Genomic DNA, 24,454 nt, shown 5'->3' on the forward strand with positions numbered 1-24,454 from the left:
CACCCCGAATGCGGCGTCAGGCCTGATCGAGCGCGGCGCGAATCACGCTTTGGGTGACGATCTTCGAGATGTCGATCCGGCTGCCCGCGGGGATCGAGCCGGCCTCGACGCCCAGCGCGACGCTGTCTTCGAACACGCCGGGATCGATCCACAACATGCCGTGTTTCATCGCGTCGCCGGTGGTCAGATAGCTCATCATCATGTCGGCTTCTTCGAGCTGTTCGTCGAGCAGCGTGCCCGGTGGCGCGTAGCGGCGCACCACCATTTCGGCGGTCTCGCGCGGATGACGGACCATCCACGACCAGCCCTGCACCAGCGCGCGGGTGTAGCGCACCAGTTCGTCGTGGTGATCGTCGAGCGTGTCCTGGCGGGCCATCAGCACCTGGCCGTAGCCCCGAAAGCCAAGATCAGAGAAACGCAGGACGTGCGGCTTCAGATGCGCGCGGCGCAATGGCGGCACCGCCGTGGTCTCCCAGCCATAGTATGCGTCGACCTGACGTGCGGCCAGCAGCGTCGGATCGTTGCCGACCGGCACCAGCTTGACGCGCTCGGGCGCAATCTTCGCGCGCCGCAGCAGCGCTTCAACCTGGCCGCGAATACTGTTCGGCACACCGATGATCTTGCCCACCATGTCCTGCAGCGAGGTCACGGGCCGTTCGCCGAGACTCACGAAACAGCTCGGGTCGCGCTGCATCACGGCGGCAAAGGCCACCAGCGGCTGCTTGCGCAGATAGCCCGAGATCATCCCGGCGGGATTGGATTCGCTGACCGTCGAGCGGCCGCTGGCGACCAGCATCCGGTAGTCGGTGCCGGGGCCGCCCGCCGTGTATTGCACGTCCAGCCCCTGATGCGCGAAGTAGCCGCGTTCGATCGCGACGAAGTCGCCGCCGAACTGCACGCCGTTGAGCCACCCGAGTTGATGGGTGATGCGCGCATGCCCTGCGACGGCGCTCCGTTCGTTACTCATGCGCGGCAATACGTGCATCGACAACGCTCCGACGCCTAGCACCGACAGCGCGCCGATGCCCGCAAGCAGCGACCGCCGACGGCTATCCGGATTGTTGCGACCGGCGTCCGGCCCCTCCACGTGCTGATTGACATTTATTGATTGGCTCATGGTCCACTGCGCAGCGTGCGGCGTCCGGAAGCAACGCCTCACATCGTCGAGAGTCGGTACATGTGCAGGGCATCGAAGCGTGCCGTCACATGCGGTGGGACATAGCCTACTTCGCGAAAACGCACGACGGGTAGTAAAAAAAAATACGCATGAGTCGTAGCCGAATCGGTCACACGCAAATGCGCAAACGGCACTCCATGCGTTTTTTCGGCGAGTGTAGTCTTGCGATCGTCGCTTGATTGCGCGTGCATGACGCATCTCGTTTCGCCGCGCGTTCACTGGCCCGCTCCCCTCTCCTTCAAGGCACATCACATGTCCCGTAGCTCGGAAGGCATTGAAGACAAGATCGTCGCCCGCATGGTCGATATCTCCGAAATTCCCATCATCGATTTCTCGCCTTTCCTGCGTGGCGATCTTTCGGGCAAGGCGCGGGTCGCCACCCAGATCGCCGAGGCCTGCACGCGCATCGGATTCTTCTACCTCAGTGGCCATGGCGTCGATCAGGCGCTGATCGACGGTGCATTCGAGCAATCGGCCGAGTTCTATCATCGTCCCGCCGAAGAGAAGCAGCAGGCGCTTGCGACCGTCGACTGGTATCGCGGCTGGGTGCCGATGCCGCCGGCGCAGAAGCTCTCGCGCAACAGCCGGTTGCACGAGCAATACCGCTTGCAAAGCGAATTCGACGACGGCGAGGTCGATCCGCTGTTCTATCGACCGAACCGCTGGCCCGCCGACATGCCGGTGTTCCGCGACACCTGTACGCGCTACTACGACGCGATGACCGCTCTGTCGCGGGAGTTGCTCAAGGCGTTCGCGATTGGCCTCGGGCTGCATGAGAACCGCTTCGACGGGTACTTTCACAGGCCGCTTTCGCAGCTGAGTCTCCTTTACTACATTCCGCTACCCGACGACGCCGATATCGAAGTGTCGAATACCGTCTCGCACACCGACGAAGGCCCCTTCACGATCCTCGCGCAGGATATGCGCGGCGGTCTCGAAGTGAAGCGCCGTGACGGTACATGGATCGAAGCGCCGCCGATTCCCGGCGCGCTGACCATCAACGTCGGCGACATGATGATGTGGTGGTCGAACGGCCGGTACCTGTCGAACTTCCATCGGGTACGCAACCGGTCGCGCCACGAACGCTTTTCGATCCCGTTCTTCATGAACCCGGATCGCGACGTCGTGGTCGAGCCCTTGCCCGAACTGATTGCGCAGGACCACGAGAGGCGCTTCGAAGCCGTGAACGTCGGCAAGCACCTGAGCCGTTTCTACGAGAGTCTCAACAAGCGCGCTGCCGAAGCAGCCGCGCAGATGTGAGCATGGAACCGGGGAGATCGCAGTGATGCCAGCAGTGAAGGCAGAAATGAAACCTGGTACGAAGCCAGGCAAGAACGCACGGATCGGTGCGGACATCGGCGGCACGTTCACGGACGTGGTGCTCGAATTCGACGGCCGCCGCGAGTCGACCAAAATCCTCACCACCTACGACGCGCCCGAGCGCGCCCTGCTCGAAGGCATCGACATCGTTCTGGCACGCGCCGGTCTGCGCGTTGAGGATGTCGGGTTGATCGTGCATGGCACCACGCTCGCCACCAATGCGCTAATCGAGCGGCGCGGCGCAAAGACTGCGTTGCTGACTACCAGCGGCTTTCGCGACGTGCTCGAGCTGGCCTCGGAAAGCCGCTTCGATCAGTACGACCTGACAATGCAGTCGCCCACGCCGCTGGTGCCGCGTACCATGCGCGTCGGTATCGCCGAACGCATCGCGGCGGGCGGCGACGTGTTGTTGCCGCTCGATGCCGCGGCGGTCCGCGCGGCCGCAGCGCAATTCGGTGCGGCTGGCGTCGAGAGCGTCGCAGTCGCGTTCCTGCATAGCTACGCCAATCCCGCGCACGAACAGGCGGCCGCCGCATTGCTCGCCGAATGCCTACCCGGCGTGAGCATTTCGCTGTCGTCAGAAGTGTCGCCGGAGATGCGCGAGTACGAGCGATTCTCCACGACCGTCGCAAATGCCTATGTGCAACCGCTGGTCGCGAGCTACCTGCGCCGTCTCGAAGACAAGCTCGGAACGCTGGGTTTTCAGTGTCCGCTCTTCCTCATGTTGTCGTCGGGCGGCTTGACGACGGTCGATACCGCTGCGCGCTTTCCGGTCCGGCTGGTCGAATCGGGTCCGGCGGGCGGCGCAATTTTCGCAGCCAGCGTCGCAGCCGAACGCGGCATCGACAACATGCTGGCGCTCGATGTCGGTGGCACGACCGCCAAAATCTGCTTTATCGATCACGCCCGTCCACGCATCTCGCAGATGTTCGAAGTAGCGCGCGTGCACCGCTTTCGCAAAGGCAGCGGCTTGCCGTTGCGGATTCCCGTGGTGGAAATGGTCGAGATCGGCGCGGGCGGCGGTTCGATCGCGCATCTCGATAGCGCGCGCCGTCTGAACGTCGGCCCGCGCAGCGCCGGCTCCGAGCCAGGTCCGGCCTGTTACGGACGCGGCGGCACCTCGCCGACCGTGACCGACGCCGACCTCGTGCTCGGCCGGATCGACCCCGCCGCATTTGCCGGCGGCTCGATCCGGCTCGACGCCGAGGCATCGCGCGCCGCGCTCGAATCCCTGAACGTGTGGGATGCGAGTGCCACGCAACTGGCGCTCGGCGTCAGCGAAACCGTCGACGAAGCCATGGCCAGCGCCGCCCGCGTCCACGCGATGGAAAACGGCGCGGACACCGCCGCGCACACGCTGTTCGCGTTCGGCGGCGCGGCGCCCTTGCATGCCGCGCGCATCGCCGAAAAACTCGGTATCCGCGAAGTGGTGATTCCGCGCAGCGCGGGTGTCGGCTCGGCGGTCGGCTTCCTGCGCGCGCCCATCGCCTATGAAGTGTCGCGCAGCCTGCATCAGCGGCTCGACCGCTTCGAGCCAGACGCGATCAACGCGATGCTCGATCGGATGGCGGGCGAAGCGCACGAAATCGTCGCGCGCACCGATGCATCGGTTGCGCGCATCGAGCGGCGCACCGCGTTCGCGCGCTATTGCGGCCAGGGCTTCGAGATCGCGATCGAGGTGCCGGTGCGCACGCTCGGCGCGGACGATGCCGCCGTGCTCGGCGCGACCTTCGACGCGGCGTATCGCGCGCTGTACGGCGCGACTGCCGAAGGACTCGCGGTGGAAGTGCTGACCTGGCGGATGTCGGTGACGACCGAAGCCACGCCGGTGCGTCGCGTCGAGTCGAGCGCGTCGCAGCGCACCGTCAGGCCCGGCAGCACGCGCCGGGTGGTCGATCCGGCGAGCGGCGAGACGGTCGAGTTCGCGGTCGCCGGACGCGCAGGTTTGCTGCCTGGCGACCGGATCGAAGGACCGGCGCTGATCGTCGAACACGAAACCACGACGGTCGTCTCGGCCTCGTTCGATGCGACCATCGACGCGCACGGCTATATCGTGCTGACGCGTCGTGAATCTTCCGGAGTCACCGTATGAGCGGCGCGTTGAACGACCTGCGCAAGCAGTTGATGTGGACCCGGCTGATTTCGATCGTCGAGGAATCGGCCCAGGCCTTGATGCGCACCGCGTTTTCGACGACGGTGCGCGATGCGGGCGATCTGTCGGCGGCGATCTTCGACAGCCGTGGACGGATGATCGCCGAAGCGGTGACGGGCACGCCGGGACACGTCAATTCGATGGCCGAAGGCGTGCGCCACTTTCTCGAACGCTTCCCCGTCGAGCGCATGGAAGACGGTGATCACTTCGTCACCAACGACCCTTGGCTGACAGCCGGGCATCTGCACGACATCACAGTAGTCAGCCCGGTGGTCGCAGATGGCAAGGTGGTCGCGTTTATCGGCTGCTGCTGTCACCAGCTGGATATCGGCGGATTGGGACAAGGACCGGACGGCCGCTCGATCTTCGAGGAAGGCCTCCAGATTCCGTTGCTCAAGCTGGCCTCGCGCGGCGTGCTGAACCAGGATCTGATGGACATCCTGCGCGCCAACGTGCGCACGCCCTTGCAGGCCGAAGGCGACATGCTGTCGTATATCGCGTGCAACCAGTCGGGCTCGGTGCGGTTGCGCTCGATGCTCGACGAGTATGGAATGCGCGAGCTCGACACGTTGGCCGACTATATCGTCGACGAGTCGCTCGCGGCGACGCGCGCGGCCATCGCGAAGCTGCCCCAAGGCAGTTGGCACGCGGACATGACGATCGACGGTTACGACACGCCGATCACCTTGCGCGCCCGCCTGACGATCGCTGCCGACACCATCTCCGTCGACTACGGAGGCAGTGCGCCCGCAGTCAGCCAGGGCATCAACGTCGTGCTGAACTACTGCCGCGCCTATACGGTGTTCGGCCTGAAATGCGTGGTGGCTGCCGAGATTCCGAACAATCACGGCGCCCTCCTGCCCTTTATCGTCGATGCGCCGCAGGGCAGTATCCTCAACGCGCAGCGCCCTGCTCCGGTCGCCGCGCGCCATGTGATCGGTCAGATGCTGCCCGATCTGGTATTTGGTTGTCTTGGTCAGGCATTGCCGGACAAGACGCCCGCAGAAGGATCGTCGTGCCTGTGGAGCGTGCAGTTGCGCGGCGTCGACGGCAATACAGGTGCGAGTTTCGATACCGTGTTCTTCAATAGCGGTGGCTCCGGCGCGCGGGCGACGCTCGATGGCTTGTCGGCCACCGCATTTCCGAGCGGTGTGCGCGCGATGCCGGTCGAAGTCACCGAAGCGGGCGCTCCGATCGTCATCTGGCGCAAAGAACTGCGGCCCGACAGCGGAGGAGCGGGACGCACGCAAGGTGGGCTGGGTCAGATCGTCGAAGTCGGCACGCGCGACGGTTCCAGCTTCGAAGTGCTGGCGATGTTCGAGCGCGTGCAGTCGGCCGCGCGCGGTCGCGCAGGCGGTCACGATGGCGCGACGGGTATCGTGCGCCTCGGCTCCGGCCCGGCGTTGCGCGCGAAAGGCTTGCAGCGCATTCCCACCGACGACCGGCTGGTGCTCGAACTGCCGGGCGGAGCGGGATTGGGCGATCCGTCGGCGCGCGACCCGCAGCACGTCGCACAGGACATCGAACACGGGCGGTTGTCAGCGGAGTTTGCAGCGCAGGCATATTCGCAAGCGGTGGGTTGAACGTTCAGCTTGCACGGTAAAACGGCGGCATGACCTCGTGTCATGCCGCCGTTTTGTGCTGACCGCACGGCGTAGTTCAGGCCTCGCCGCTGCGATAGGCGCCGGACCAGCGTGACACCCGCCGGGCAGCCGGGCCAACTGGACCGCTCCTGTTGGCAGGATCGGCTCCATCCGGCGCATCAGACCCGTCCAATGACGGGATCGGCATCAATGCGCTGCAGCAGGCCGCATTCACACATTCGATCCAGCGCGCGTCGTGCCACCAGTAATGCGTTGCCGATGCAGTATGCGACGCTTCGACGGCGGGCGGCGGTGCGGTGCCGGAATGCCGCGCGCTGTGTCCCTTCAGTGCTGTTCCAGCAAACGGTTCGATAAGCTCGTCGAGCGTCCGGTACTCGCCGCCGACCATCACCGCTTCGACATTCGCCGCGTCGTCGATGCAGCTCGTCGGATCGCCCGAGACGAACACGACATCGGCGAGCGCGCCCGGCCTCAGCGTGCCTAGATTCGGGTGCAGCGCGCTGCCCGATACACTCGTCGCCGTGCGCAACGCGTCGACCGGCGTCATGCCGTAACGGACCATTGCGCGCAGATTCAGATGCAGACTGATGCCCGGTGCGACGATCGGAAAATCGCTACCCGTGACGATCCTGACGCCGGCCCTCATCATCGTGTCGATGGCCTGCACCTGACTCGCGACCATCGGAATATATCGTCCAGGCTCGCTATCCGCTGCGTGCTGCAAGGCGGACAGATCGTCCGGTTTGAACAGTGTCTTGAGGCGTCGGTCGCTATACAACCACGCGGGTGAATCGGCCAGCATCGATTCGAGTCCGAACAGGGTCGGCGTGCGGTAGCACTCCGCCGCCGCCGAAATCGCGAGCACGTCCTGATACATCCGGCCCAACGCGCTACCGGTGCGCGAGTACCCGAAGCGGCTGGTGCCGCCCATATGTTCGTAGCCGTCCGCGCCGAACGCCATCGCAGGAAACAGGTAGTGCGAGGTGACCGGAATGCCGAGCGCGTGCGCGCCCCGCGTCGCCATCTGTTGCAGGTCGGGCGGCAGACGTACGTAGCATTTGATCAGATCGTAGTCGAGCGCCTGCGCACGGCCGAGTTCGCGTTCGAGTTGCTGCCGGCCGCCGATAGGCCGCATGCCATCCCAGAACGTGCGTGTGCCGTCGAGTGCATCGCCGGTTGCAAAACTGCGCGGACCGATGCGCGCGCCTGCATCCACCGACTCCTTGTTTTCGAGCGCCAGATATGGGTTGTCGGACAGACCGCGAGTACTCGTAATGCCGAACGACAGAAAGATCCGAGGTTCACGCGCGCCAAGCTGATTGCCCATCTCGCGATGCGTATGCATATCGGTCAGGCCCGGCATCACGGTGTATGCGCGCGCGTCGATGTAGCGGGCGGTGGGGTTTTGACGATCCGCGGCGTCCGTCGGATCATGCGGCGCGATCGACACGATATGACCATGTTCGACGACGATGTCCATATCATTTAGGGAGTGATCTGCGACGCCATCCCATAGCTTCCCTGCCCGAACTACGGTTCGTCCGCTCGCGCTGTGCGGCGTCCATGTCAGATCGAGAGGAACTTCCGACACGGTGCCATCCGTCAGATCGAGCAGGCGCAAGCGCGCGTTCGACAGAAACATCACGTGCCGGCCATCGGCGCTTGCGCTAATCGCGTCGGCGGTTTCGTCGCCGAGCGGCAGCGGCGCCGCGCAGGGCATGTGATGCGCGTCGAGCGGAAGCGACCACAGTGTTCCACGCATCGTAAACAACAGGCGCGATGCGCCGACGCCGTTGGCGTCCGCGCCACCGAGCCAGATCGGACCGTTGGCGTTGCGCACGTCGAGCGCGTCGCCCGCAGTCGGCGACGGGTCGTGATACTGAAGCCGCCCGCTCGCGAGTTCGTGAATCAGGATGGCATTGCGGCCTTCGCGGAATCGCGCGGAATACGGGCGCACGGCGGCCAGCACCAGGTACATACCGTCGGGCGACCAGTCGGGCCGTCCGGACCACACCGTCTGATGCAATTCGCGCCGCATCGATCCGCTCACGGCATCGACCCGGTAGATGAAACCGTCTTGCGACGCACACGCAATCTGCATCCCGTCAGGCGACCATTTGCATTGCTTTAGCGCATGACCCGCATCCGTGAGTTGTACTTCGATCCCACTCGCCAGCTCGCGAACCCAGATATCCATATTGCCCGCGCGATCGCAGATATAAGCGAGACGGGTGCCGTCGGGCGAGAAGGCGGGCCAGATTTTCGCGTAGGGGTCTGCGCTGAGCGCCACCGGTTGCGGGTCGCCGATCGTCAACAGCCACAACTGGTTCAGCGCGCCGAACGCGACGTGGCGCGCATCGGGTGAGAGCACCGGGAACGACAGACCTTTGACCTTGCGCGGCGTATCCGCATGGAAGTCGCGGTACTTACGCGTGTACTGCGGCTTCGTGACCTGGACGCTCGCCGCGAAAGGGATCGTGCCCAACGCGCCGCGCGACAGCGAACGACACCGGATCTTGCCGTCCGACGTATACAGGAAGCGATCGTGATCGAGCCAGACGATGGGAAACGGAAACACGTCTTCATCGTCGCCCGTCAACGCGACGCCGTCGACAAACAGACGGCTCGCCCGCATGTCGCGCGCGCTGCCGAGCGCCACCCGATACACGAGGCTGCGCCCGTCCGGCGTCCACGCCGGCGCCCCCACGACGGCACCGGGATGCGAGCATCGGGCAGCCACCGTTTCGGTCGTCACGTCGATTCCATTGCGGTCGGCACATGCCAAAGCGCCGTCGCGAACGAACACGACCCGGTGGCCATCGGGCGACCAGCACGGCTCGGACGCCTCACTCGCAGCATGTTCGCTTGAGAGCAAGCGACGCGCGCCGGTAGCGAGATCCATCGCATAGATAGCGTAACGGCCGCTAAGGTCCGAAGCAAACGCAAGTTCACGGCCGTCGGGCGAAAAACGCGGCTCGCGACAGTCGAATTCGCCGTGCGTCAGCTGGTTCAGGTGTGTGCCGTCGGCGTCGATCGACCAGAGATGGAAATTGCCGCTCCGATACGACTGAAACACGATCCGCGAACCATCCGACGACCATTGCGGCCGCGCGATATCGCCGAAGTCGTCCGTCAGACGGCGCGCGGTTCCGCCTTCGACGCGCATCGTCCACAAGATGCCTTGCAGATCCATCGCAATCGTGCGGCCATCGGGCGATAACGCGATCGCGAGACTCGTGCCTTCGGTCAGTTCGACCGTAATCGTGGATCCGGTAACGTCGGTCTCCTTGGCTTCGTCTGGAAGCGGGTGCGGTACATCGCAATCTTTCATCGTTCATCGGTTGGACGCATGCGGACCGGGTCGCGCACAGGGCGTGCCGCGCCCTGCATCCGTGCACGATGCACAAGCGGCTATCACGCCACGTTCGATACGACGCGATCTGGTGCGAGAGTTGAGAAACGTTCCGTCAGGAAGCAGCGTCGATCAGCTCGTGGCAACGTATCGCGAGATCAGCGGATGATGCGGCTCATGAACCCACCGCGTAAGTCTCCCTCAATCTCGAACGCTCACCCGCAGGGTCGGGACTTTCGGGCACATGTGGCGAGCGCCATTCGTGCAGCTTTCTCGACAGTTGCTCGCTGAACTTCGCGGCGGCCAGCGGCAACGCACGTCCGCGCAACTGCCCGAGCACGAGCGGACCGTGCGCGGCGTCGGCATCGTCGATTGGCACGACGGCCAGCGCCGGATCGCGCTTCCAGCCCAGTGAGCCGACTTCGATCTGAAACGTGATGATCTGCGACTCGCGCACCAGATCGACCAACAGATCGAACGAATTCGCCTCGACGATCGGGTTGAGGCGCACCGAACTGCGCGCGACGATTTCATCGATGATCTCACGCCCGGAAAACGTGCTGTCGGGCAAACCGATTTCATATTCGAGGCACTCGCGCATCCTCAACGACGCACGGCCCGCGAGCGGATGATGGGCCGCCATGATCGCGACCAGTCCCTGCCCGACCGACATCAGCGGTTGCAGTTCGGCCGCTTGCGGCGGACGGAAGATCAGCACGAGATCGGTCTCGTAGCCGATCAGCGAACGCATTGCGCGGCCGTGGTCGCAGATCGTCACGTGGAACTTGACGAGTGGATGCAGACGTCGGAACTCGACGATCTCATGCAGCAGAAAACTGCGCGCGACTGCCTGACTTGCGGACACGCGCACTTCGCCGCGACGCAATCCCGACAGCGCTTCGATCTGCGACATCACATGGCGTAGTCCCGCGTTCTGATTGCGTATCCAGCCCAAAAACAGCTCGCCGCCCGCCGTCAACTGAACCCCGGAAGGCGTGCGTTCGAACACCGGGATACCCAGTTCTTCCTCGATGTCCTGAATTCTTCTCAACAGCGCCGAAGGCGTCACATAAAGCCGCTCGGCAGCCTGACGGACCGAGCCCGCTCGCGCAACCTCTTCCAGGTATCGCAATACCCGCATGCTACGCAGCGTCACGGTCGCACTCCTTTATAGAGGGGTTGAACCACCCGCATGTTACGCAGACTCAAAATCGTTCTCCATAGCCGATTCGGCAACACGTTCAAACCAAATTAACACCTGGTCGCCGGTTATTGATCGAGTATCGTCCAATCACGTTGCACAGCGTTGCAACCGGACAATTCACGCCGAACGCGCAGTAACCGGGTACGGCAAAAAGCAAGCTTGATGCCATTGGCCGGATACGACCGGCAAGGTGAGCGCGATATGCCCCCTGCGCGTCATGGATCATTACCGGGAGGAAAATAAATGGAACTGCAACTCGGCAAAAAAGTCGTCGTCATCACCGGACCTGCCAAGGGGATGGGCCCGGCGATCACGCGAGCGTTTGCTCACGAAGGCGCGCATCTGGTGCTTGCGGGTCGCGATACGGCGGCCATCGACGCGCTCGCCCGCGAGTTGCACGATGTGCATGACTTGCACATCGAAACCCTGACGATACGCTGCGACGTCACGCAGCCCGCCGATGCCGAAGCACTGGCGGTGGCCACGCTCGAACGGTTCGGACAGATCGACGTGCTGGTCAATGTAGCGGGCGGCACGGGTCCGGTCGGCGGCACGACGTGGACCACCACTACTGAAGAGTTCGACCAGATCGTCGGACTGAACCTCACCGGCTGTTTCAACATGATGCATGCGGTGATGCCGTCGATGATCGAGCGGCGCTACGGCAAGATCGTCAACGTCGGCGGCACCTTCGGGATGCGTGGTCGTGCGGGACGCATGGCCTATTCCGCTTCGAAATGGGGTTTGCGCGGCGTCACGAAATCGGCGGCACTCGAAGCGGGCCGTCACAACATCAACGTGAATTACGTGGCGCCCGGCATGGTGGACGGCGAGCGGTTCCGCACCAAGGTCGTGCCCGACGTGATGCGCAAGCTTTCGATCAGCGAAGAGCAGGCGGTCGCGCATCACGCGCAGGACTACGCCTTGCAGCGGATCAGCGTCGATGCCGACGTCGCGCACGCGTGCCTCTTCCTCGCCTCCGACGTGTCGCGGCAGATCACCGGCATCGACCTTCCGGTCGACGGCGGCTGGGCCATGCTCTGATTCGCCGCCACCCGTCGCTCACGCCCCGCGCTCTGCGCCCTCCGATCCCACACTCGCACGACCTTCCATGATTGCAGACCTGATTATTCGCGGCGGCACGATCGTCACCGACACCACGCAGTTCGTCGCTTCCATTGCCATCAAGGACGGGCGCGTGCTCTGCCTCGGCGACGACGCGAGCATGCCCGAGGCGAAGGAAACGCTCGACGCGCACGGCAAGCACGTACTGCCAGGCGCGATCGACGTTCATGTTCACTTTCGAGAGCCCGGCTATACGCACAAGGAAACCTGGGCGACCGGAACGGCGAGCGCGGCGATGGGCGGCGTCACGACGGTATTCGAAATGCCGAACACGAATCCGCCGACCGGCACGCTCGAAGCGCTGAAAATGAAGCAGGAAGCCGCGCAGAAAGCGTATGTCGACTACGGTATCTATGGGCTGCTCGGCGAACACAATCTCGATCAGCTCGAAGACCTGATCGGCGGTGGCGTTGCGGCGTTCAAATGTTTCATGGGCAATACCTTCGGCAACTTGCCTTCGCCGCCGACAGGCGCGATGCTCGAAGGCTTCGAGATCGTCGCGAAGCACGGCATGCGGATTTCGCTGCACGCGGAAAACGCATCGATCATGGCGCGTCGCCAGCAGCAGTTGAAAGCAGCCGGACGTCACGATCCGCTAGCACACCTCGACGCGCGTCCCCCGGTGGTTGCGGTCGAAGCGGTCGCTCGGGCAGCGATTCTGGCCGAGTGGACCGGCGCGCGGATTCATATCCTGCATGTGTCGTCCGCCGACGAATTGCGCCCGCTTGCCGAAGCGAAAGCGCGCGGCGTCGACATCACGGCCGAAACCGCGCCGCACTATCTGCTGCTCGACGAGCGCGCCTATCGCGATAAACGCTCGCTGATCCGTGTGAATCCCCCGATACGTCAGAAGCGGCATCAGGATGCGCTGTGGCAGGCTATCCGCAATCGCACGATAGACATGATCGCGACCGATCACGCACCGCACGCCGAAACCGAAAAATTCAAGGACGATATCTGGTGCGCGGATTGCGGCTTCACGGGCGTCGAAACGCAAATGCCGCTGATGCTCACGCAGGTCGCCGCCGGACGTTTGACGTTGAACGACTACGTGCGCCTGACGGCCACCGCACCGGCCAATGCCTTCGGTCTTTATCCGTTCAAGGGTGTGCTCCTGCCCGGCGCGGACGCCGATATCGTGGTGATCGATATGGATCGCGAAGAAATCATTTCGTCAAAGCGGCTTAAGTCGATCGGCAACTCGTCGCCGTTCAATCTCACGCCGGTCAAGGGCGTGCCGATCCATACCCTCGTGCGCGGGCGTTTCGTGATGCGTGACCGCGAACTGGTAGAAAGCGCGCGCGGACACGGCCAGCCGGTCACGCGCATCCAGAAGATGCCGGCCGCGACGCCGCGCAACATCGATCAGACCAGCGCTGCGATTACGTCGTCAGCGGCAGTGTCGGCGGCGGCATCGGTCAATGCCGCAGCGGGCGCGTCCTGAAGGCCGCGCCGATGATCGCGATGGACGGCACTCGCGCGACGAGCAATTCCGACACTACGCTTCACGTCGGGAGGCTGTTCGCAGCGCCTGGCCGTGTGCCGTCGCTCGGGCCGTCGAGCATAAGGATCCGCGACGGCCGCATCGTCGAGGTCGAGGCGCTTGCGCCACACTCCGAGGCGGCGCAAGCAGTCGCGCATCTCGTCGCACTGCCCGCGCCGGTCGATGCGCACAACCACGGTCGCGGCTTGCGCAGCGTGGCCTTCGGCGCGCACGACGGACCGCTCGAACACTGGCTGGCCGCGCTCGCGCGCGAGCCGCTCGTCGATCCTTATCTACGCGCCGCCACCGCCTTTGCTGCGATGGTCGAGGGTGGCGTGTGCGCGGCCAATCACTGTCACAACACGCAGCTCGGCAGCGCACTGTACGACGAAGCGCTCGCCGTCTCGAAAGCCGCGCGCGATATCGGCTTGCGGATCGCCTTCGCGGTGCCCTTTGCGGGCGTCAATCCGAGCGTCTACGGCAACCTCGGCGCGCTGCTGTCGCGTCTCGATCCCACCGACCACGCCGCCGTTCTCGCCTCGCAAACCCCTGCCCGATCGCTCGCCGAGAACCTCGCGCTCACCGAACGGATCGCCGCTCTAGAGCATCCGTGGTTCTCGGTTCAGTACGGACCTGTCGGGCCACAATGGGTCGATCACGCGACGCTCGAAGCCGTTGCAAAGGCGTCGGCGCGGACCGGTCGGCGCATTCATATGCATCTGTTCGAAACGCGCCGGCAACGCGAATGGGCCGACGCGCGGTATGGTCAAGGCGGCCTGATCGCGCTGCTCGCGAAAATCGGCTTTCTGTCGCCGCGCCTGACGCTCGCGCACGGCGTGTGGTTGACCCGCGAAGAGTGTGACGTGCTCGCTGCGCATGGCGTCACGGTGTCGCTGAATACGTCGTCGAATCTGCGGTTGCAATCGGGTATCGCGCCGCTTGCCCTATTGCGCGAATGCGGCGTGAAGTTCGGGGTCGGTCTGGACGGCATGGCGCTCGACGACGATGACGACATGCTGCGCGAGTTGCGCCTGCTGCGTCATCTGCATCAGGCGAACGGACAAATGACCCTACCGCTGGCGACGCTGTTCGAAGCGGCCAGTACGCACGGGCGCGCGACCATCGTCGGTGACGGCGGCGGCACGCTCGAAGCCGGCATGTCTGCCGACATCCTCTTGATCGACCTGTCACGCATCACTGCCGACACACCAGATCTTCACGACTTGCCCGGCACGCTACACAGCGCGGATGGCGACGAACGTCTGCTCGAACTGCTGCTGACGCGCATGCGCAAGCAGGACATTGACTCGCTCGTCGTCGCGGGCCGCACGGTGGTCCGCAACGGCGCCTGTGCGAGTGTCTCGCGCGATGCGCTTCAGCAGGCGCTACTCGACGACGCCAGCCGGGCGGGCGCCGCGCAGACCGGCTCGCCCGCCGATCCCGCGCGGATTGCCCGACTTCAGGCTGCGCTATCCGATTTCTACGCATGCGGCTGCCATCTGATCACCGCTTGAGTACGCGGCCGCTTCGCGGACGCGGTGCGATTCCGCTGCCATCATGCCTTTTCACGTATCCAGATTTACGCTTCAGGAGCATCCCGGATGGAAACAGCGGCAGACAATGAAATGATGACGCGCGTCGGACCCGGCACGCCGGGGGGCGCCTTGCTTCGCCAATACTGGCAACCGGTCGCGTTGATCGAGGAACTGGCGGGAGAGCGCCCGGTCAAGACCGTGCGCCTGATGGCCGAAGACTTCGTCCTGTTTCGCGACGAACAGGGCCGCTACGGCATGCTCGACCGGCATTGCCCGCACCGCGCCGCCGATCTCGCGTATGGCCGCCTTGAAAACGGCGGCTTACGCTGCCTGTTTCACGGCTGGCTGTTCGATGTAGAAGGCAAGTGCCTCGAAACGCCCGCCGAACCGCCGAACGTGCGGCTTTGCGACCGCGTTAAGCAGGCTGCGTATCCGGTGACCGAGCGCGCGGGCATCCTGTTTGCGTTTATCGGCAAGGGCGAGCCGCCTGCCTTTCCCGACTTCGACTGCTTCGTCGCGCCGGACGAATACATCTTTGCGTTCAAGGGTCTGTTCGAATGCAACTGGCTGCAGGCGCTCGAAGTTGGCATCGATCCGTCGCACGCGTCGTATCTGCATCGCTTTTTCGAAGACGGGAATCCGGCGGAAAGCTACGGCAAACAGTTTCGCGGGACGTCGTCAGATTCCGATGTGGCGATTACCACCGTGCTCCGCGAGTACGATCGCCCCACCATCCAGGTCGACGCGACGCCGTATGGCATGCGACTGACCGCGCTGCGCGAACTCGATAGCGAGCGCACCCATGTGCGCGTGACCAATCTGGTGTTTCCGCAGGCGTTCGTGATTCCGATGAGTTCGGAAATGACGATTGCCCAATGGCATGTCCCGGTCGACGATACGCATTGCTACTGGTATGCGATCTTCACGAGCTTCGGCGCGCCGGTCGACAAGGCGCAGATGCGCGCGCAACGCCTCGAACTGTATGAACTGCCCGACTACACCTCGCGTCGCAATCGCCGCAACAATTACGGCTACGACATCGGCGAACAGCTAACCGAGACCTACACCGGCATGGGCCACGATATCAACGTCCACGATCAGTGGGCGGTCGAATCGCAAGGCGCGATTCAGGATCGCACGCGCGAACATCTGGGCACGGCGGACAAGGCGATCGTCCGGTATAGACGGATGCTGAAGGAAGCGATTCGAGCGGTACAGCGCGGCGAAACCACGACCATGATGCTATCCCCCGACGAAGCAAAAACGCTGAATGGGCCGCCGTCAATCGACGGCGTGAGCGCCGCTACCGAGGTAGCCACTTACTGGCAGGACGCCGACCAGCGACGACGTGCGACGGCGGGTTGGGCGGCGTCTGTCACCACCGACGCGCCCGCGCCGAAGCCGGCGTCGCGGTTAGCATCGTTACCTACGGAGTCGCACTGATGAGCGGGCCGTTCGTAGAACGTCATGCGCTGTGGAGCGACGCGCAAGCCGCGGCCGCCGAGCGTTTGATCGCCCGCCTCGATCAGGGCGATTTCGATACCGTGCGTTTCTCGTTTCCGGATCAGCACGGCATTCTGCGCGGCAAGACACTGGTCGCCAGCGAAGCGCGTAAGGCCTTGCGGTCGGGCGTCGGCTTCACCGCGACGATGTACGCCAAGGACACATCGCACCGGTCAGTGTTTTCAGTGTTCTCGGCGGACGGCGGGCTCGGCCTCGATGGGCTGGCCGGCACTGCGAATACATTGCTGGTCGGTGACCCGACGACCTTCAGGGCGTTGCCGTGGTCGCCGCGCACGGGCTGGCTGCTGTGCGACGCGTATCTGCCCGACGGCGCGCCGGTGCCGTTTGCGACACGTGCGATTCTCGGCCGCGCGACAGGCGAACTCGCACGACGCGGTTGGCAACTTCTTACCGGGCTTGAAGTCGAGTTTCACGTATTCCGCCTCACCGACGCGCATATGGCCGCGACGGATGCCGGACAACCCGGTTCGCCGGTCGAGATCGAACTGTTGACGCACGGCTACCAGTACCTGACGGAATTGCGTTTCGATGCCGTCGACGATCTGATGCAACTGCTGCGCGACACGTGCCAGCGGCTCGAACTGCCCGTCAGTTCGCTCGAAATCGAGTTCGGTCCGAGCCAGTTCGAATTCACGTTTGCGCCACAAACCGCCGCTGTCGCTGCCGATTCGATGCTGCTGTTTCGCAACGCAGTCAAACAGGTCTGCGCGCGTCACGGCTATCACGCCACGTTTATGTGTCGTCCGAGAATTCCGAATGTCGTGTCGAGCGGGTGGCATCTGCATCAATCGCTGACCACGTTGCCTTCGAGCGAGAATCCGCACGGTAGGAACCTGTTCATACCGAAAGAGACGAACGCCGCGCTCTCGCCGCTCGGGATGCATTATCTCGGCGGCCTGCTGGCGCACGCACGCGCCGCGACGCCCTTCGCGACGCCGACCATCAATGGCTACAAGCGTTTTCGCGCGAATTCGCTGGCGCCGGATCGCGCCTGCTGGGCACATGACAATCGCGGTGCGATGGCGCGTGTGCTCGGAGGCGCTGGCGATGAAGCGACGCGGATCGAAAATCGCGTCGGGGAACCGGCGGCGAATCCGTATCTGTATTTCGCCTCGCAGATCGTATCGGGGCTCGACGGTATCGAACGCCAAACCGACCCCGGCAAATCGGCCGACAACCCCTACGCCACGCCCGCCGATACGCTGCCCGGCTCGCTATCCGCAGCGCTAGACGCGCTCGAGCGCGATGCGATGCTGCGCGAAACGCTCGGAGCGGCCTTTGTCGATTACTTCGTCCGGATCAAACGCGCCGAGATCGCGCGATACGAGGACGAGGTTTCCCAATGGGAACAACGGGAGTATTTCAATCTGCTCTAGCAGTAGGCGCGTTTCCGCATCAGCGCTCCGTGCGAATGCCGCACCTGACAATCACTCCACTAATTCGTTGGCCTGTTCATCTTTCTTAGAACACCGAAAGAGCGGCCCGCAGGATCCGGGCCATACAGGTCAGCGTAGACCTCAGGCATGTGTCGACCAGTCCTGATTCACGATCAATACGTGCCCCTTCCCGAATACAGAAATGCGCGCACGCAGACCTAGCTGAATAGCGCGCCGAAACCCCTCAATTGGCGCCTCAGGCAATATTCGGCGCGCGAGATCCTCCACGATCATCTGGTTGCTGGCAAGTACAAGCGCAGAGAGCCTTGCCTCCAGCTTGGCGTCACGCCCGCAGTGCGGATTGCCGGGCAACTGATGAAGCACGCCACCGCCTCCGCGCGCGTATAACGCACAGCCAGTTCGGAGCGTGTCTGAGGCTCGATGGCATACATGTCGTGGAGCGATATGCCGGCGGCGCTCGCGCAGGCGGTCGGAACTGGCGCCGCAGTACGTGTGGTCAACAAGGCCAGCGCATTCGGCACCACCAGTGCCAACCGATGTGGTACGGGTCCTTGACACGGTATCGCGCAGGATCGACGGCAACCAGAAACTCGTCGCGTACAGGCGTAGCAACACGCATAGATCGATCAGGCCCAGCGCCCAGACCTTGAAATCGGCGAACGCGCCGCGCAGCAAAAGGCTCTTGTCCGCCGACGATTCCGCGTCGAGATTCGCGCGCAGCGTTTTCTTTCCCTCGGCAGTGAGCAGCCCGCCGTTTCGATGCTGTTCGGCGGCCACGCAAGAATCGCGATGCCGAATGTGATCGGCGGCAACGCTTCGAGCAGAAACAACCATTGCCAGCCGCTCAAACCGTGCGCGCCGTTAAAGACCGCCGTGATCCAGCCGGAAATCGGGCTGCCGACCATGCTCGACAGTGGCAGACCGGCCATGAAAAGCGCGACAATGCGCGCGCCGCGCGTCCGGGTACAACTGTCAGATAGCAGGACTCCCTGGAGAGTCCGGCTTCGGCGACGCGGAGCAGATAGTGCACGATGTAGAGTTCAATTGTTTTCGCCGCTCACCATGCGGAGCCTGATGAAGACCCCAAAACTACAGGCTACCCACCGATACCGTGAGGTATTGATGCTGACAACATCGGCTCTTCTCTGCGCGAACGGTATCCAGGTATTCAAACGATTAATCTGCTCGAATATCGCTCACCGCGTGGCTGGCCAAAAGTGATTGAAGACGTGCTTCGCACGCACGCACCCAGCAAGCAAGCAAGCAAAAGATACCTTCCGTGGCCAAGTCCGATGCGTACATCAGATACGTCGCACTGCGAGCAGACCGGATTTTGTCAACGTGCCGGTTTCCTTCGGTGAGGTATTTGCACCAGCGAAATCAAACAGCACAACCGGACAGTTCAGCGCAACAAATGCATAGGGAAGCCGATTGTGTAACGTCTTGTTCACGTCAGACACGTGGTATGTCATCTGATACCTTCCATCTCATCCGCGTTTTGCTGATAACGACGTATGATAAATCACACCAACAAACAACCTATTTCGCGACCGACACCGACTGGACGCCTTTCCAATGTCCGTCGACGACTTTGAAAATCGTGACACGCGCAATCTGCAGGTCGCCCCGGTCGTCAAAAGAAATCTTGCCGGTAACACCATCGAAGCTCACTTTTCGAAGCGCCGGCTGCAGGTCTGCACGCTTTACCGAATTAGCCGCCTGCACGGCCTTGATTAACGCCCATGTTGCGTCATATGCATACGGTGAATAGAGAACCGGCTTTCCGTATTTCGAGAACTTTTGCGTGAATTCCTTGCCCTTCGGCATGGCATCGAGCGCGAATCCGGACTCAGAGGAGATGTTACCCTCTGCGTTCGCGGGACCTCCCGCGAGCTCAACGAACTTGTCAGTTTCGATTGCGCAGCCAGCAATCAGGGTTTTGCTCATTCCCAACGCGACCATTTGCCTGCGCATAGGGCCTGCCTGCGCGTCCACACCCGCATATATCAGCACGTCCGGGTTGTTGGACTTTAGCGCCGTCAACACGCTGCGGAAATCGATAGTCTGCGTCGAGACATACTGGCGGTCGACGGGCGTAATGCCCTTCGCCTTGAGTTGCGCAATGACATCGTCTGAGAAGGACTGACCGTAGGCGCTGCGGTCGTCGACCACAGCAATGCGCTTGGCGTGCATCTTGTCGAGAACATATCCCACCAACACTCGAACCACGTCGTGGTCGTCTCCGATGACACGATACGCTGTCTTGAAGCCCTGTCTCGTATATAGAGAGTTAGTCGAAGCAGGCGAGACCTCTGTCACGCCGGCGTCGGAATATATCTTCGAGGCGGGTAGTGTGGCCCCGGAGTTCAGGTGTCCGACGACACCGACTACGCCGTCGTCCACCAGCTTTTGCGCGACCGTCGTTGCCGTCTTCGGGTCTCCCATGTCGTCTTGAGAGTCAAGTTCGAATCGAACGGGTTGGCCGCCGATGCTGATGTTGCTTGCGTTCGCCTCGTCGATTGCGAGACGGACGCCGTTCTCGCTATCTTTGCCGATTTGAGCGACCGGACCCGTCATCGGTCCCGCATAGCCAATTTTGACCGTCTGCTGTGCCATCGCCGCGCCGCAACAAGCAAGAAGCGCCACCTGCGTGACGACCCCGCTTACGATTTTTGACTTCATATGTCTCTCCAAACTCCAATTTGACCTATCAGCCTGGCTCATCATTTCGAGCCAAAACGTGCTAGTCAACACGAAAGAACCGGTGCATTGCATGAGGATAATCATGCACACTCGGGAGCATCATCCACAATGGCGCACAGTCTGTGGGGTTCTGCGACCGATGCTCAGCGCCAGGGTAAAGCCCTGTTCTCTGAGTGCGATCTGAGAAAAATCGCCGAACCTTGCATGAATCAACACCAGCCAGGCGCCTGTTCGAAACCGGGCGCACAACAAAAAGAAAAGCGTCGTATGGAAATCCGTACGACGCCAAAGTTCCCTCACCTCTGAAGATAAGTGACCGTGGATACAGGTGGTACCGCGCACCTGAATGGTAAGCGGACGGCTGTTCTTTCAGGCACGGGAGCCAGCGTTGCTCCACAGTTACCCGAAAGACTGAGGCGCCGTCTGACCGACTCTTTGTGCCTGGAAACTCTTGCGTCAGATGAGCAGTCTCTGCGAATTGGTGGGTTTCAGGCGACGCAGATACCTCACACTCGCCTTCAGCGCGTCGTTGCGCCGACTCCGCCCGCATCGCACAAACGCCTCTAGGGCTCGTTCATGCTCGACCAGTAGCTCGATAAGCTCATGGTCTTCAGCTGGCGCCGTTCCCAACAGCGCTTCAAAACGAACGATTGCCGGGCAAATTCTTTCTGCCATCGCTTCCATGAGGAGGGGCCACGGCAGACCCGTCATGGCCTGGGCGGCAGCCACTCCGCTCGCTGACGATTCGATGGGCAAAGGACATTCGATACGATGTCTCACCAGCAAGCCACGCAGCAACAGCCCCGTCTCGTGCTCGACTACCGCCAATAGCGCAAAGGCACGCCTCGCGTAGGTGTCCCGTCGGTAGTGTCCGGCCATCTCGAGGAAGAACCTGTGACCCAACACCTCGCCTCTATACACACCGAGAAGTTCCTGCTCATAGGCGTCCGTTATCTCCGTTTGCCAACTCCGAGCTTGGTGGTCCATGTCGCGTCCGTTGACGTTGCGGCACAGCGTTTTGCTCAATGAGCAGGTCCCTTCTTAAAGAATCGCCGCACGTAGTCATTCGCTGGGTTATCCCGAATCACTTGAGGGGTTCCTACCTGCACGACCTCCCCGTCCTTCATGATTGCAATCCGGGAACCCAGCTTCATGGCTTCATCAATGTCATGCGTGATGAAGATGACTGTTTTCTTCAATTCCGTTTGCATTTCGAGCAGCAAGTCCTGCAGGTCAGTCCTGATTAGCGGGTCGAGTGCCGAAAAGGCTTCGTCCATCAAGAGGATATCTGGGTTCGACACAAGCGCCCGGGCGAGTCCCACGCGCTGCCGCATACCGCCTGACAGTTCATCGGGGAACTTGTCGCCATATCCCCGTAAACCAATGCGTCCTTGCAACCACTTTTCTGCTTCTGCAATCGAGGTGGACTTCGAATCGCCCCGTAGCATCCTTCCGAAGATGATGTTCTCCATGACCGTCTTGTGGGGAAGCAGGGCGAAGCTTTGGAACACCATGCCGATGTTGTATCGCCGCACGTTCCGCATTTCGGATTTGGAAAGTTTCAAAAGGTCTTTGCCCCGGAAAAGCAGCTGACCTGCCGTCGGCTCGATAAGGCGGTTGAAATGCCGAACGAGAGTGGACTTTCCTGAGCCCGACAGCCCCATGATGACGAATATTTCACCTTCGCGAATCTCAAGCGAGACGTCCCGAACTGCCACGGTGCATTGGGTGCTTTCGAGAATGTCCTGTCTGCTGCTTCCTTTTCGCGCGGCCTCCTGCGCGGCACGCAAACTCCGGGAATCACGTCCGAAAATCTTGTAGACGTTTCGCAGTTCAATCAACGTGGAGCTCATACGTTTGCCTCCTGATGTTCGGCACCCACGGGACTCGCCTTACGGCTGCGCAGCGTACCAGCCTCTGACTTCAGTCGCTCGCGGCGGGAGCGGCCGTACCCCTGCGTGACCCGGTCAAAGACAACTGCCAACATAACAATTGCCAGACCAGCCTGAATCCCCTGTCCCATGTCCAGGTTGTTGATACTCGACAGCACATCTTCCCCGAGCCCCTTGGCTCCGATCATCGACGCGATGACCACCATAGCGAGAGACATCATCACTGCCTGATTGAGGCCTGCCATGATTGATGGCAAAGAGAGGGGAAGTTCGACCGAGAGTAGTTGCTGCAATCCCGTTGCGCCAAATGCCCGCGATGCCTCAAGCACGTCCTCGGGTAGTTGCCGAAGTCCGAGTTCCGTCAAACGCATCAAAGGCGGCAAGGCATACACGGTTGTCGCGAAAATTGCCGGCACGCGCCCCAAGCCGAAAAGCATCAGGACAGGAATCAGATACACGAATGAAGGCAACGTCTGCATCATGTCCAGAATCGGGTTCAGCACCCTCCGGAGCATGCGGGACTTTGCCATCGCAATCCCCATCGGTATGCCGATGATGACGGTCACCAGCACAGAAACAAGCATGATGGAAACGGTAGACATGAGCTTGCCCCACAGTCCCAGGCAACCAATCGCATACAGAAGCGCGACCATCCCAAACGTGGGAACGAGGCGCTTGGTGCCAAACCATGCCAGAACCGCGACTGCGAGCAACACGATTAGAGGGGGGGCAGCCTGAAGCCCATGTTCAACCGGGTTGAGGACCCAAACCAGCAGCCAGGTGCTGACCGCGTGGAACTGGTCAGCATACTGCTGGACGATATGGGTGAAGCCCTGATTGATGCTATCAGCCAGGTTCACCGACAGAAAGATGTCTTTCACCGCATTGCCTCCACATCCCGATGCGCACCAAGGAGCATCGGGCGTCATGCCTATTTCGAAATTGAAGCTTCGACCTTCTGGGCCACATCGGCGGGGACCCACGCGGCAAGCTCCTGCGGATTGTTCTTCAGGTACTGGACGGCGAGAGCTCGCGGGTCCGCCTTCGTCGCGCCCATGTTCGCGAGAGCCTGGTTCACTGCCGACATGGGCAACGACATCTTGCTCAGGAAGTCGACGGCTGTCGGGTCCGCCGCGGCGAACGGAGCGGAGACAACGACTTTGAGGTTCGTGACGGGCGATGCCGACGGGCAGGGATTGGCATCCTTACTGCTGTTGATGGTCTTCCAGCATTGCTCATTGAATGCCGGCTCATCAAGCCTGACTGACGGATAACGTGCGAGCAGCGTCGACGGCTGGTAGTAGTAGTAGACAATCGGCTTGCCACGTTCATATGCGGAGGCGATGGTCGCGTCCATCGCAGCCCCCGTTCCAGGGTGCGTGTTTGTGAACGCGCTGTCCAGCTTGTACGCCTTCAGCTTTTGCGAGTTGTCGGACTCGCACTGCCACCCGATAGGACAGTTGAGAACGCTTCCCTTTGTCGGGTCTTCCGGGTCAGTGAACACCTTGCTGTAAGAGGCCAGTTGCGCGACCGACTTGAGGTCGGGAGCAATCGGCTTGATACCTCGCTTCGGGTCCCCTTGGACGACATATGCGGGAACATAGAAGCCTTCCACGCTACCGCCCTTGACGAGGTCGCCGACGAGTTTGACCTTCCCTTCCTTGGCGGCCGTTTCGACAGCGGCCGTGCGGCCGTTCCAGTACTCGACGAACACCTGGAGGTCGTTCGTCGCGACCGCGCCAAGCGTAATGGAGTTTGAGCCGTTCACCGTTTCGGTCTTGCAGCCATAACCGTTCTCGAGAACGTATCGCGCAACTTCGGTAAAGAACTTGCCACTGTCCCAGCCGACTTCCGCAAACTTGATGGGCTTCCCAGAAGTGCACCAGGGCGAAGTGGTCGCGGCCGACGCCGACGCGGACAAACAGACAAAGCCAAGAGTAACCGCCGCTGCTCCAAAAATCTTCCGATAATTCATGGGTACCTCGT

At 62.2% G+C, this 24,454-nt stretch carries 20 protein-coding genes; 8 read left to right on the top strand and 12 right to left on the bottom strand.

Annotated features, from left to right (window positions below):
• Nucleotides 1-16 precede the first annotated feature (16 nt).
• Together BM43_RS37770 and BM43_RS41485 are read right to left on the bottom strand one after the other, a co-directional pair.
• Nucleotides 17-1,117 (bottom strand): ABC transporter substrate-binding protein, encoded by a 1,101-nt coding sequence (locus BM43_RS37770; protein WP_157693206.1) that lies wholly within the window; start codon nt 1,115-1,117, stop codon nt 17-19.
• 38 nt (nt 1,118-1,155) lie between these two features.
• Nucleotides 1,156-1,368 (bottom strand): hypothetical protein, encoded by a 213-nt coding sequence (locus tag BM43_RS41485; protein WP_157693207.1) that lies wholly within the window; start codon nt 1,366-1,368, stop codon nt 1,156-1,158.
• Nucleotides 1,369-1,429: 61 nt separating this feature from the next.
• On the opposite strand from BM43_RS41485, the gene BM43_RS36705 reads away from it, so the two are divergent.
• The 3 genes from BM43_RS36705 to BM43_RS36715 are packed head-to-tail and all read left to right on the top strand — an operon-like array spanning nt 1,430 to nt 6,232.
• Nucleotides 1,430-2,437, top strand: a complete 1,008-nt coding sequence (locus BM43_RS36705; RefSeq protein ID WP_036050613.1) for an isopenicillin N synthase family dioxygenase — start codon at nt 1,430-1,432, stop codon at nt 2,435-2,437.
• A 25-nt stretch (nt 2,438-2,462) separates the two neighbouring features.
• Nucleotides 2,463-4,589 (top strand): hydantoinase/oxoprolinase family protein, encoded by a 2,127-nt coding sequence (locus tag BM43_RS36710; protein ID WP_227742951.1) that lies wholly within the window; start codon nt 2,463-2,465, stop codon nt 4,587-4,589.
• On the top strand, nt 4,586-6,232 hold the full coding sequence (locus tag BM43_RS36715) for a hydantoinase B/oxoprolinase family protein (RefSeq protein WP_036050608.1): 1,647 nt from the start codon (nt 4,586-4,588) through the stop codon (nt 6,230-6,232). The genes BM43_RS36710 and BM43_RS36715 overlap by 4 nt, the downstream gene beginning before the upstream one ends.
• Before the next feature lie 76 nt (nt 6,233-6,308).
• Here BM43_RS36715 and BM43_RS36720 read toward each other — a convergent pair whose 3' ends face one another.
• Both BM43_RS36720 and BM43_RS36725 read right to left on the bottom strand, forming a co-directional pair.
• Complete coding sequence (locus BM43_RS36720; protein ID WP_080742118.1) at nt 6,309-9,584, bottom strand: amidohydrolase family protein; 3,276 nt, start codon at nt 9,582-9,584, stop codon at nt 6,309-6,311.
• A gap of 196 nt (nt 9,585-9,780) precedes the next feature.
• Nucleotides 9,781-10,761: a LysR family transcriptional regulator gene (locus BM43_RS36725; RefSeq protein WP_052409184.1), complete on the bottom strand. Its 981-nt coding sequence runs from the start codon at nt 10,759-10,761 to the stop codon at nt 9,781-9,783.
• A 291-nt stretch (nt 10,762-11,052) separates the two neighbouring features.
• On the opposite strand from BM43_RS36725, the gene BM43_RS36730 reads away from it, so the two are divergent.
• The 5 genes from BM43_RS36730 (at nt 11,053) to BM43_RS36750 (ending at nt 17,852) form a co-directional block, all read left to right on the top strand.
• Entirely contained in the window at nt 11,053-11,853 is an 801-nt protein-coding gene (locus tag BM43_RS36730) for an SDR family NAD(P)-dependent oxidoreductase (protein WP_036050606.1), read from the top strand.
• Between the two features lie 67 nt (nt 11,854-11,920).
• The gene (allB, locus tag BM43_RS36735) at nt 11,921-13,378 is read left to right on the top strand and encodes an allantoinase AllB (protein ID WP_042285335.1); all 1,458 of its coding nucleotides are present in this window, start codon (nt 11,921-11,923) and stop codon (nt 13,376-13,378) included.
• 11 nt (nt 13,379-13,389) lie between these two features.
• On the top strand, nt 13,390-14,931 hold the full coding sequence (locus tag BM43_RS36740) for an amidohydrolase family protein (protein ID WP_052409183.1): 1,542 nt from the start codon (nt 13,390-13,392) through the stop codon (nt 14,929-14,931).
• Nucleotides 14,932-15,018: 87 nt separating this feature from the next.
• Nucleotides 15,019-16,395: an aromatic ring-hydroxylating dioxygenase subunit alpha gene (locus BM43_RS36745; RefSeq protein WP_080742117.1), complete on the top strand. Its 1,377-nt coding sequence runs from the start codon at nt 15,019-15,021 to the stop codon at nt 16,393-16,395.
• Complete coding sequence (locus BM43_RS36750; protein WP_036050604.1) at nt 16,395-17,852, top strand: glutamine synthetase family protein; 1,458 nt, start codon at nt 16,395-16,397, stop codon at nt 17,850-17,852. Before BM43_RS36745 ends, BM43_RS36750 begins: the two co-directional genes overlap by 1 nt.
• Before the next feature lie 141 nt (nt 17,853-17,993).
• Here BM43_RS36750 and BM43_RS42620 read toward each other — a convergent pair whose 3' ends face one another.
• The 8 genes from BM43_RS42620 to BM43_RS36775 form a co-directional block, all read right to left on the bottom strand.
• Nucleotides 17,994-18,236 (bottom strand): hypothetical protein, encoded by a 243-nt coding sequence (locus BM43_RS42620; RefSeq protein ID WP_330219066.1) that lies wholly within the window; start codon nt 18,234-18,236, stop codon nt 17,994-17,996.
• A gap of 263 nt (nt 18,237-18,499) precedes the next feature.
• Nucleotides 18,500-18,802 carry a hypothetical protein gene (locus BM43_RS42625; RefSeq protein WP_329956030.1) on the bottom strand — a complete coding sequence of 101 codons (303 nt, stop codon included), beginning with the start codon at nt 18,800-18,802 and terminating at the stop codon, nt 18,500-18,502.
• 372 nt (nt 18,803-19,174) lie between these two features.
• Entirely contained in the window at nt 19,175-19,345 is a 171-nt protein-coding gene (locus BM43_RS41490) for a hypothetical protein (protein WP_155296522.1), read from the bottom strand.
• A 67-nt stretch (nt 19,346-19,412) separates the two neighbouring features.
• Nucleotides 19,413-20,555, bottom strand: coding sequence for a branched-chain amino acid ABC transporter substrate-binding protein (locus tag BM43_RS36755; RefSeq protein ID WP_036053231.1), 1,143 nt, complete (start codon nt 20,553-20,555; stop codon nt 19,413-19,415).
• 477 nt (nt 20,556-21,032) lie between these two features.
• Nucleotides 21,033-21,602 carry a hypothetical protein gene (locus BM43_RS36760; RefSeq protein WP_127841047.1) on the bottom strand — a complete coding sequence of 190 codons (570 nt, stop codon included), beginning with the start codon at nt 21,600-21,602 and terminating at the stop codon, nt 21,033-21,035.
• Nucleotides 21,599-22,429, bottom strand: a complete 831-nt coding sequence (locus BM43_RS36765) for a quaternary amine ABC transporter ATP-binding protein (protein WP_052409181.1) — start codon at nt 22,427-22,429, stop codon at nt 21,599-21,601. Before BM43_RS36765 ends, BM43_RS36760 begins: the two co-directional genes overlap by 4 nt.
• Complete coding sequence (locus tag BM43_RS36770) at nt 22,426-23,397, bottom strand: ABC transporter permease (protein WP_098153865.1); 972 nt, start codon at nt 23,395-23,397, stop codon at nt 22,426-22,428. Before BM43_RS36770 ends, BM43_RS36765 begins: the two co-directional genes overlap by 4 nt.
• 2 nt (nt 23,398-23,399) lie before the next feature.
• Nucleotides 23,400-24,443, bottom strand: coding sequence for a glycine betaine ABC transporter substrate-binding protein (locus tag BM43_RS36775; protein WP_036050599.1), 1,044 nt, complete (start codon nt 24,441-24,443; stop codon nt 23,400-23,402).
• Between the last annotated feature and the right edge of the window lie 11 nt (nt 24,444-24,454).

Source organism: Burkholderia gladioli (genome assembly GCF_000959725.1).
GTDB lineage: Bacteria > Pseudomonadota > Gammaproteobacteria > Burkholderiales > Burkholderiaceae > Burkholderia > Burkholderia gladioli.

Bases quoted from the DNA above. Each gene is read 5' to 3' on its own strand.
- BM43_RS37770 (WP_157693206.1), bottom strand. From the start codon at position 1,117: ATGAGCCAATCAATAAATGTCAATCAGCACGTGGAGGGGCCGGACGCC.
- BM43_RS41485 (WP_157693207.1), bottom strand. From the start codon at position 1,368: ATGCACGCGCAATCAAGCGACGATCGCAAGACTACACTCGCCGAAAAA.
- BM43_RS36705 (WP_036050613.1), top strand. From the start codon at position 1,430: ATGTCCCGTAGCTCGGAAGGCATTGAAGACAAGATCGTCGCCCGCATG.
- BM43_RS36710 (WP_227742951.1), top strand. From the start codon at position 2,463: ATGCCAGCAGTGAAGGCAGAAATGAAACCTGGTACGAAGCCAGGCAAG.
- BM43_RS36715 (WP_036050608.1), top strand. From the start codon at position 4,586: ATGAGCGGCGCGTTGAACGACCTGCGCAAGCAGTTGATGTGGACCCGG.
- BM43_RS36720 (WP_080742118.1), bottom strand. From the start codon at position 9,584: ATGAAAGATTGCGATGTACCGCACCCGCTTCCAGACGAAGCCAAGGAG.
- BM43_RS36730 (WP_036050606.1), top strand. From the start codon at position 11,053: ATGGAACTGCAACTCGGCAAAAAAGTCGTCGTCATCACCGGACCTGCC.
- allB (WP_042285335.1), top strand. From the start codon at position 11,921: ATGATTGCAGACCTGATTATTCGCGGCGGCACGATCGTCACCGACACC.
- BM43_RS36740 (WP_052409183.1), top strand. From the start codon at position 13,390: ATGATCGCGATGGACGGCACTCGCGCGACGAGCAATTCCGACACTACG.
- BM43_RS36745 (WP_080742117.1), top strand. From the start codon at position 15,019: ATGGAAACAGCGGCAGACAATGAAATGATGACGCGCGTCGGACCCGGC.
- BM43_RS36750 (WP_036050604.1), top strand. From the start codon at position 16,395: ATGAGCGGGCCGTTCGTAGAACGTCATGCGCTGTGGAGCGACGCGCAA.
- BM43_RS42625 (WP_329956030.1), bottom strand. From the start codon at position 18,802: ATGGCCGGTCTGCCACTGTCGAGCATGGTCGGCAGCCCGATTTCCGGC.
- BM43_RS41490 (WP_155296522.1), bottom strand. From the start codon at position 19,345: ATGACATACCACGTGTCTGACGTGAACAAGACGTTACACAATCGGCTT.
- BM43_RS36755 (WP_036053231.1), bottom strand. From the start codon at position 20,555: ATGAAGTCAAAAATCGTAAGCGGGGTCGTCACGCAGGTGGCGCTTCTT.
- BM43_RS36765 (WP_052409181.1), bottom strand. From the start codon at position 22,429: ATGAGCTCCACGTTGATTGAACTGCGAAACGTCTACAAGATTTTCGGA.
- BM43_RS36770 (WP_098153865.1), bottom strand. From the start codon at position 23,397: ATGACGCCCGATGCTCCTTGGTGCGCATCGGGATGTGGAGGCAATGCG.
- BM43_RS36775 (WP_036050599.1), bottom strand. From the start codon at position 24,443: ATGAATTATCGGAAGATTTTTGGAGCAGCGGCGGTTACTCTTGGCTTT.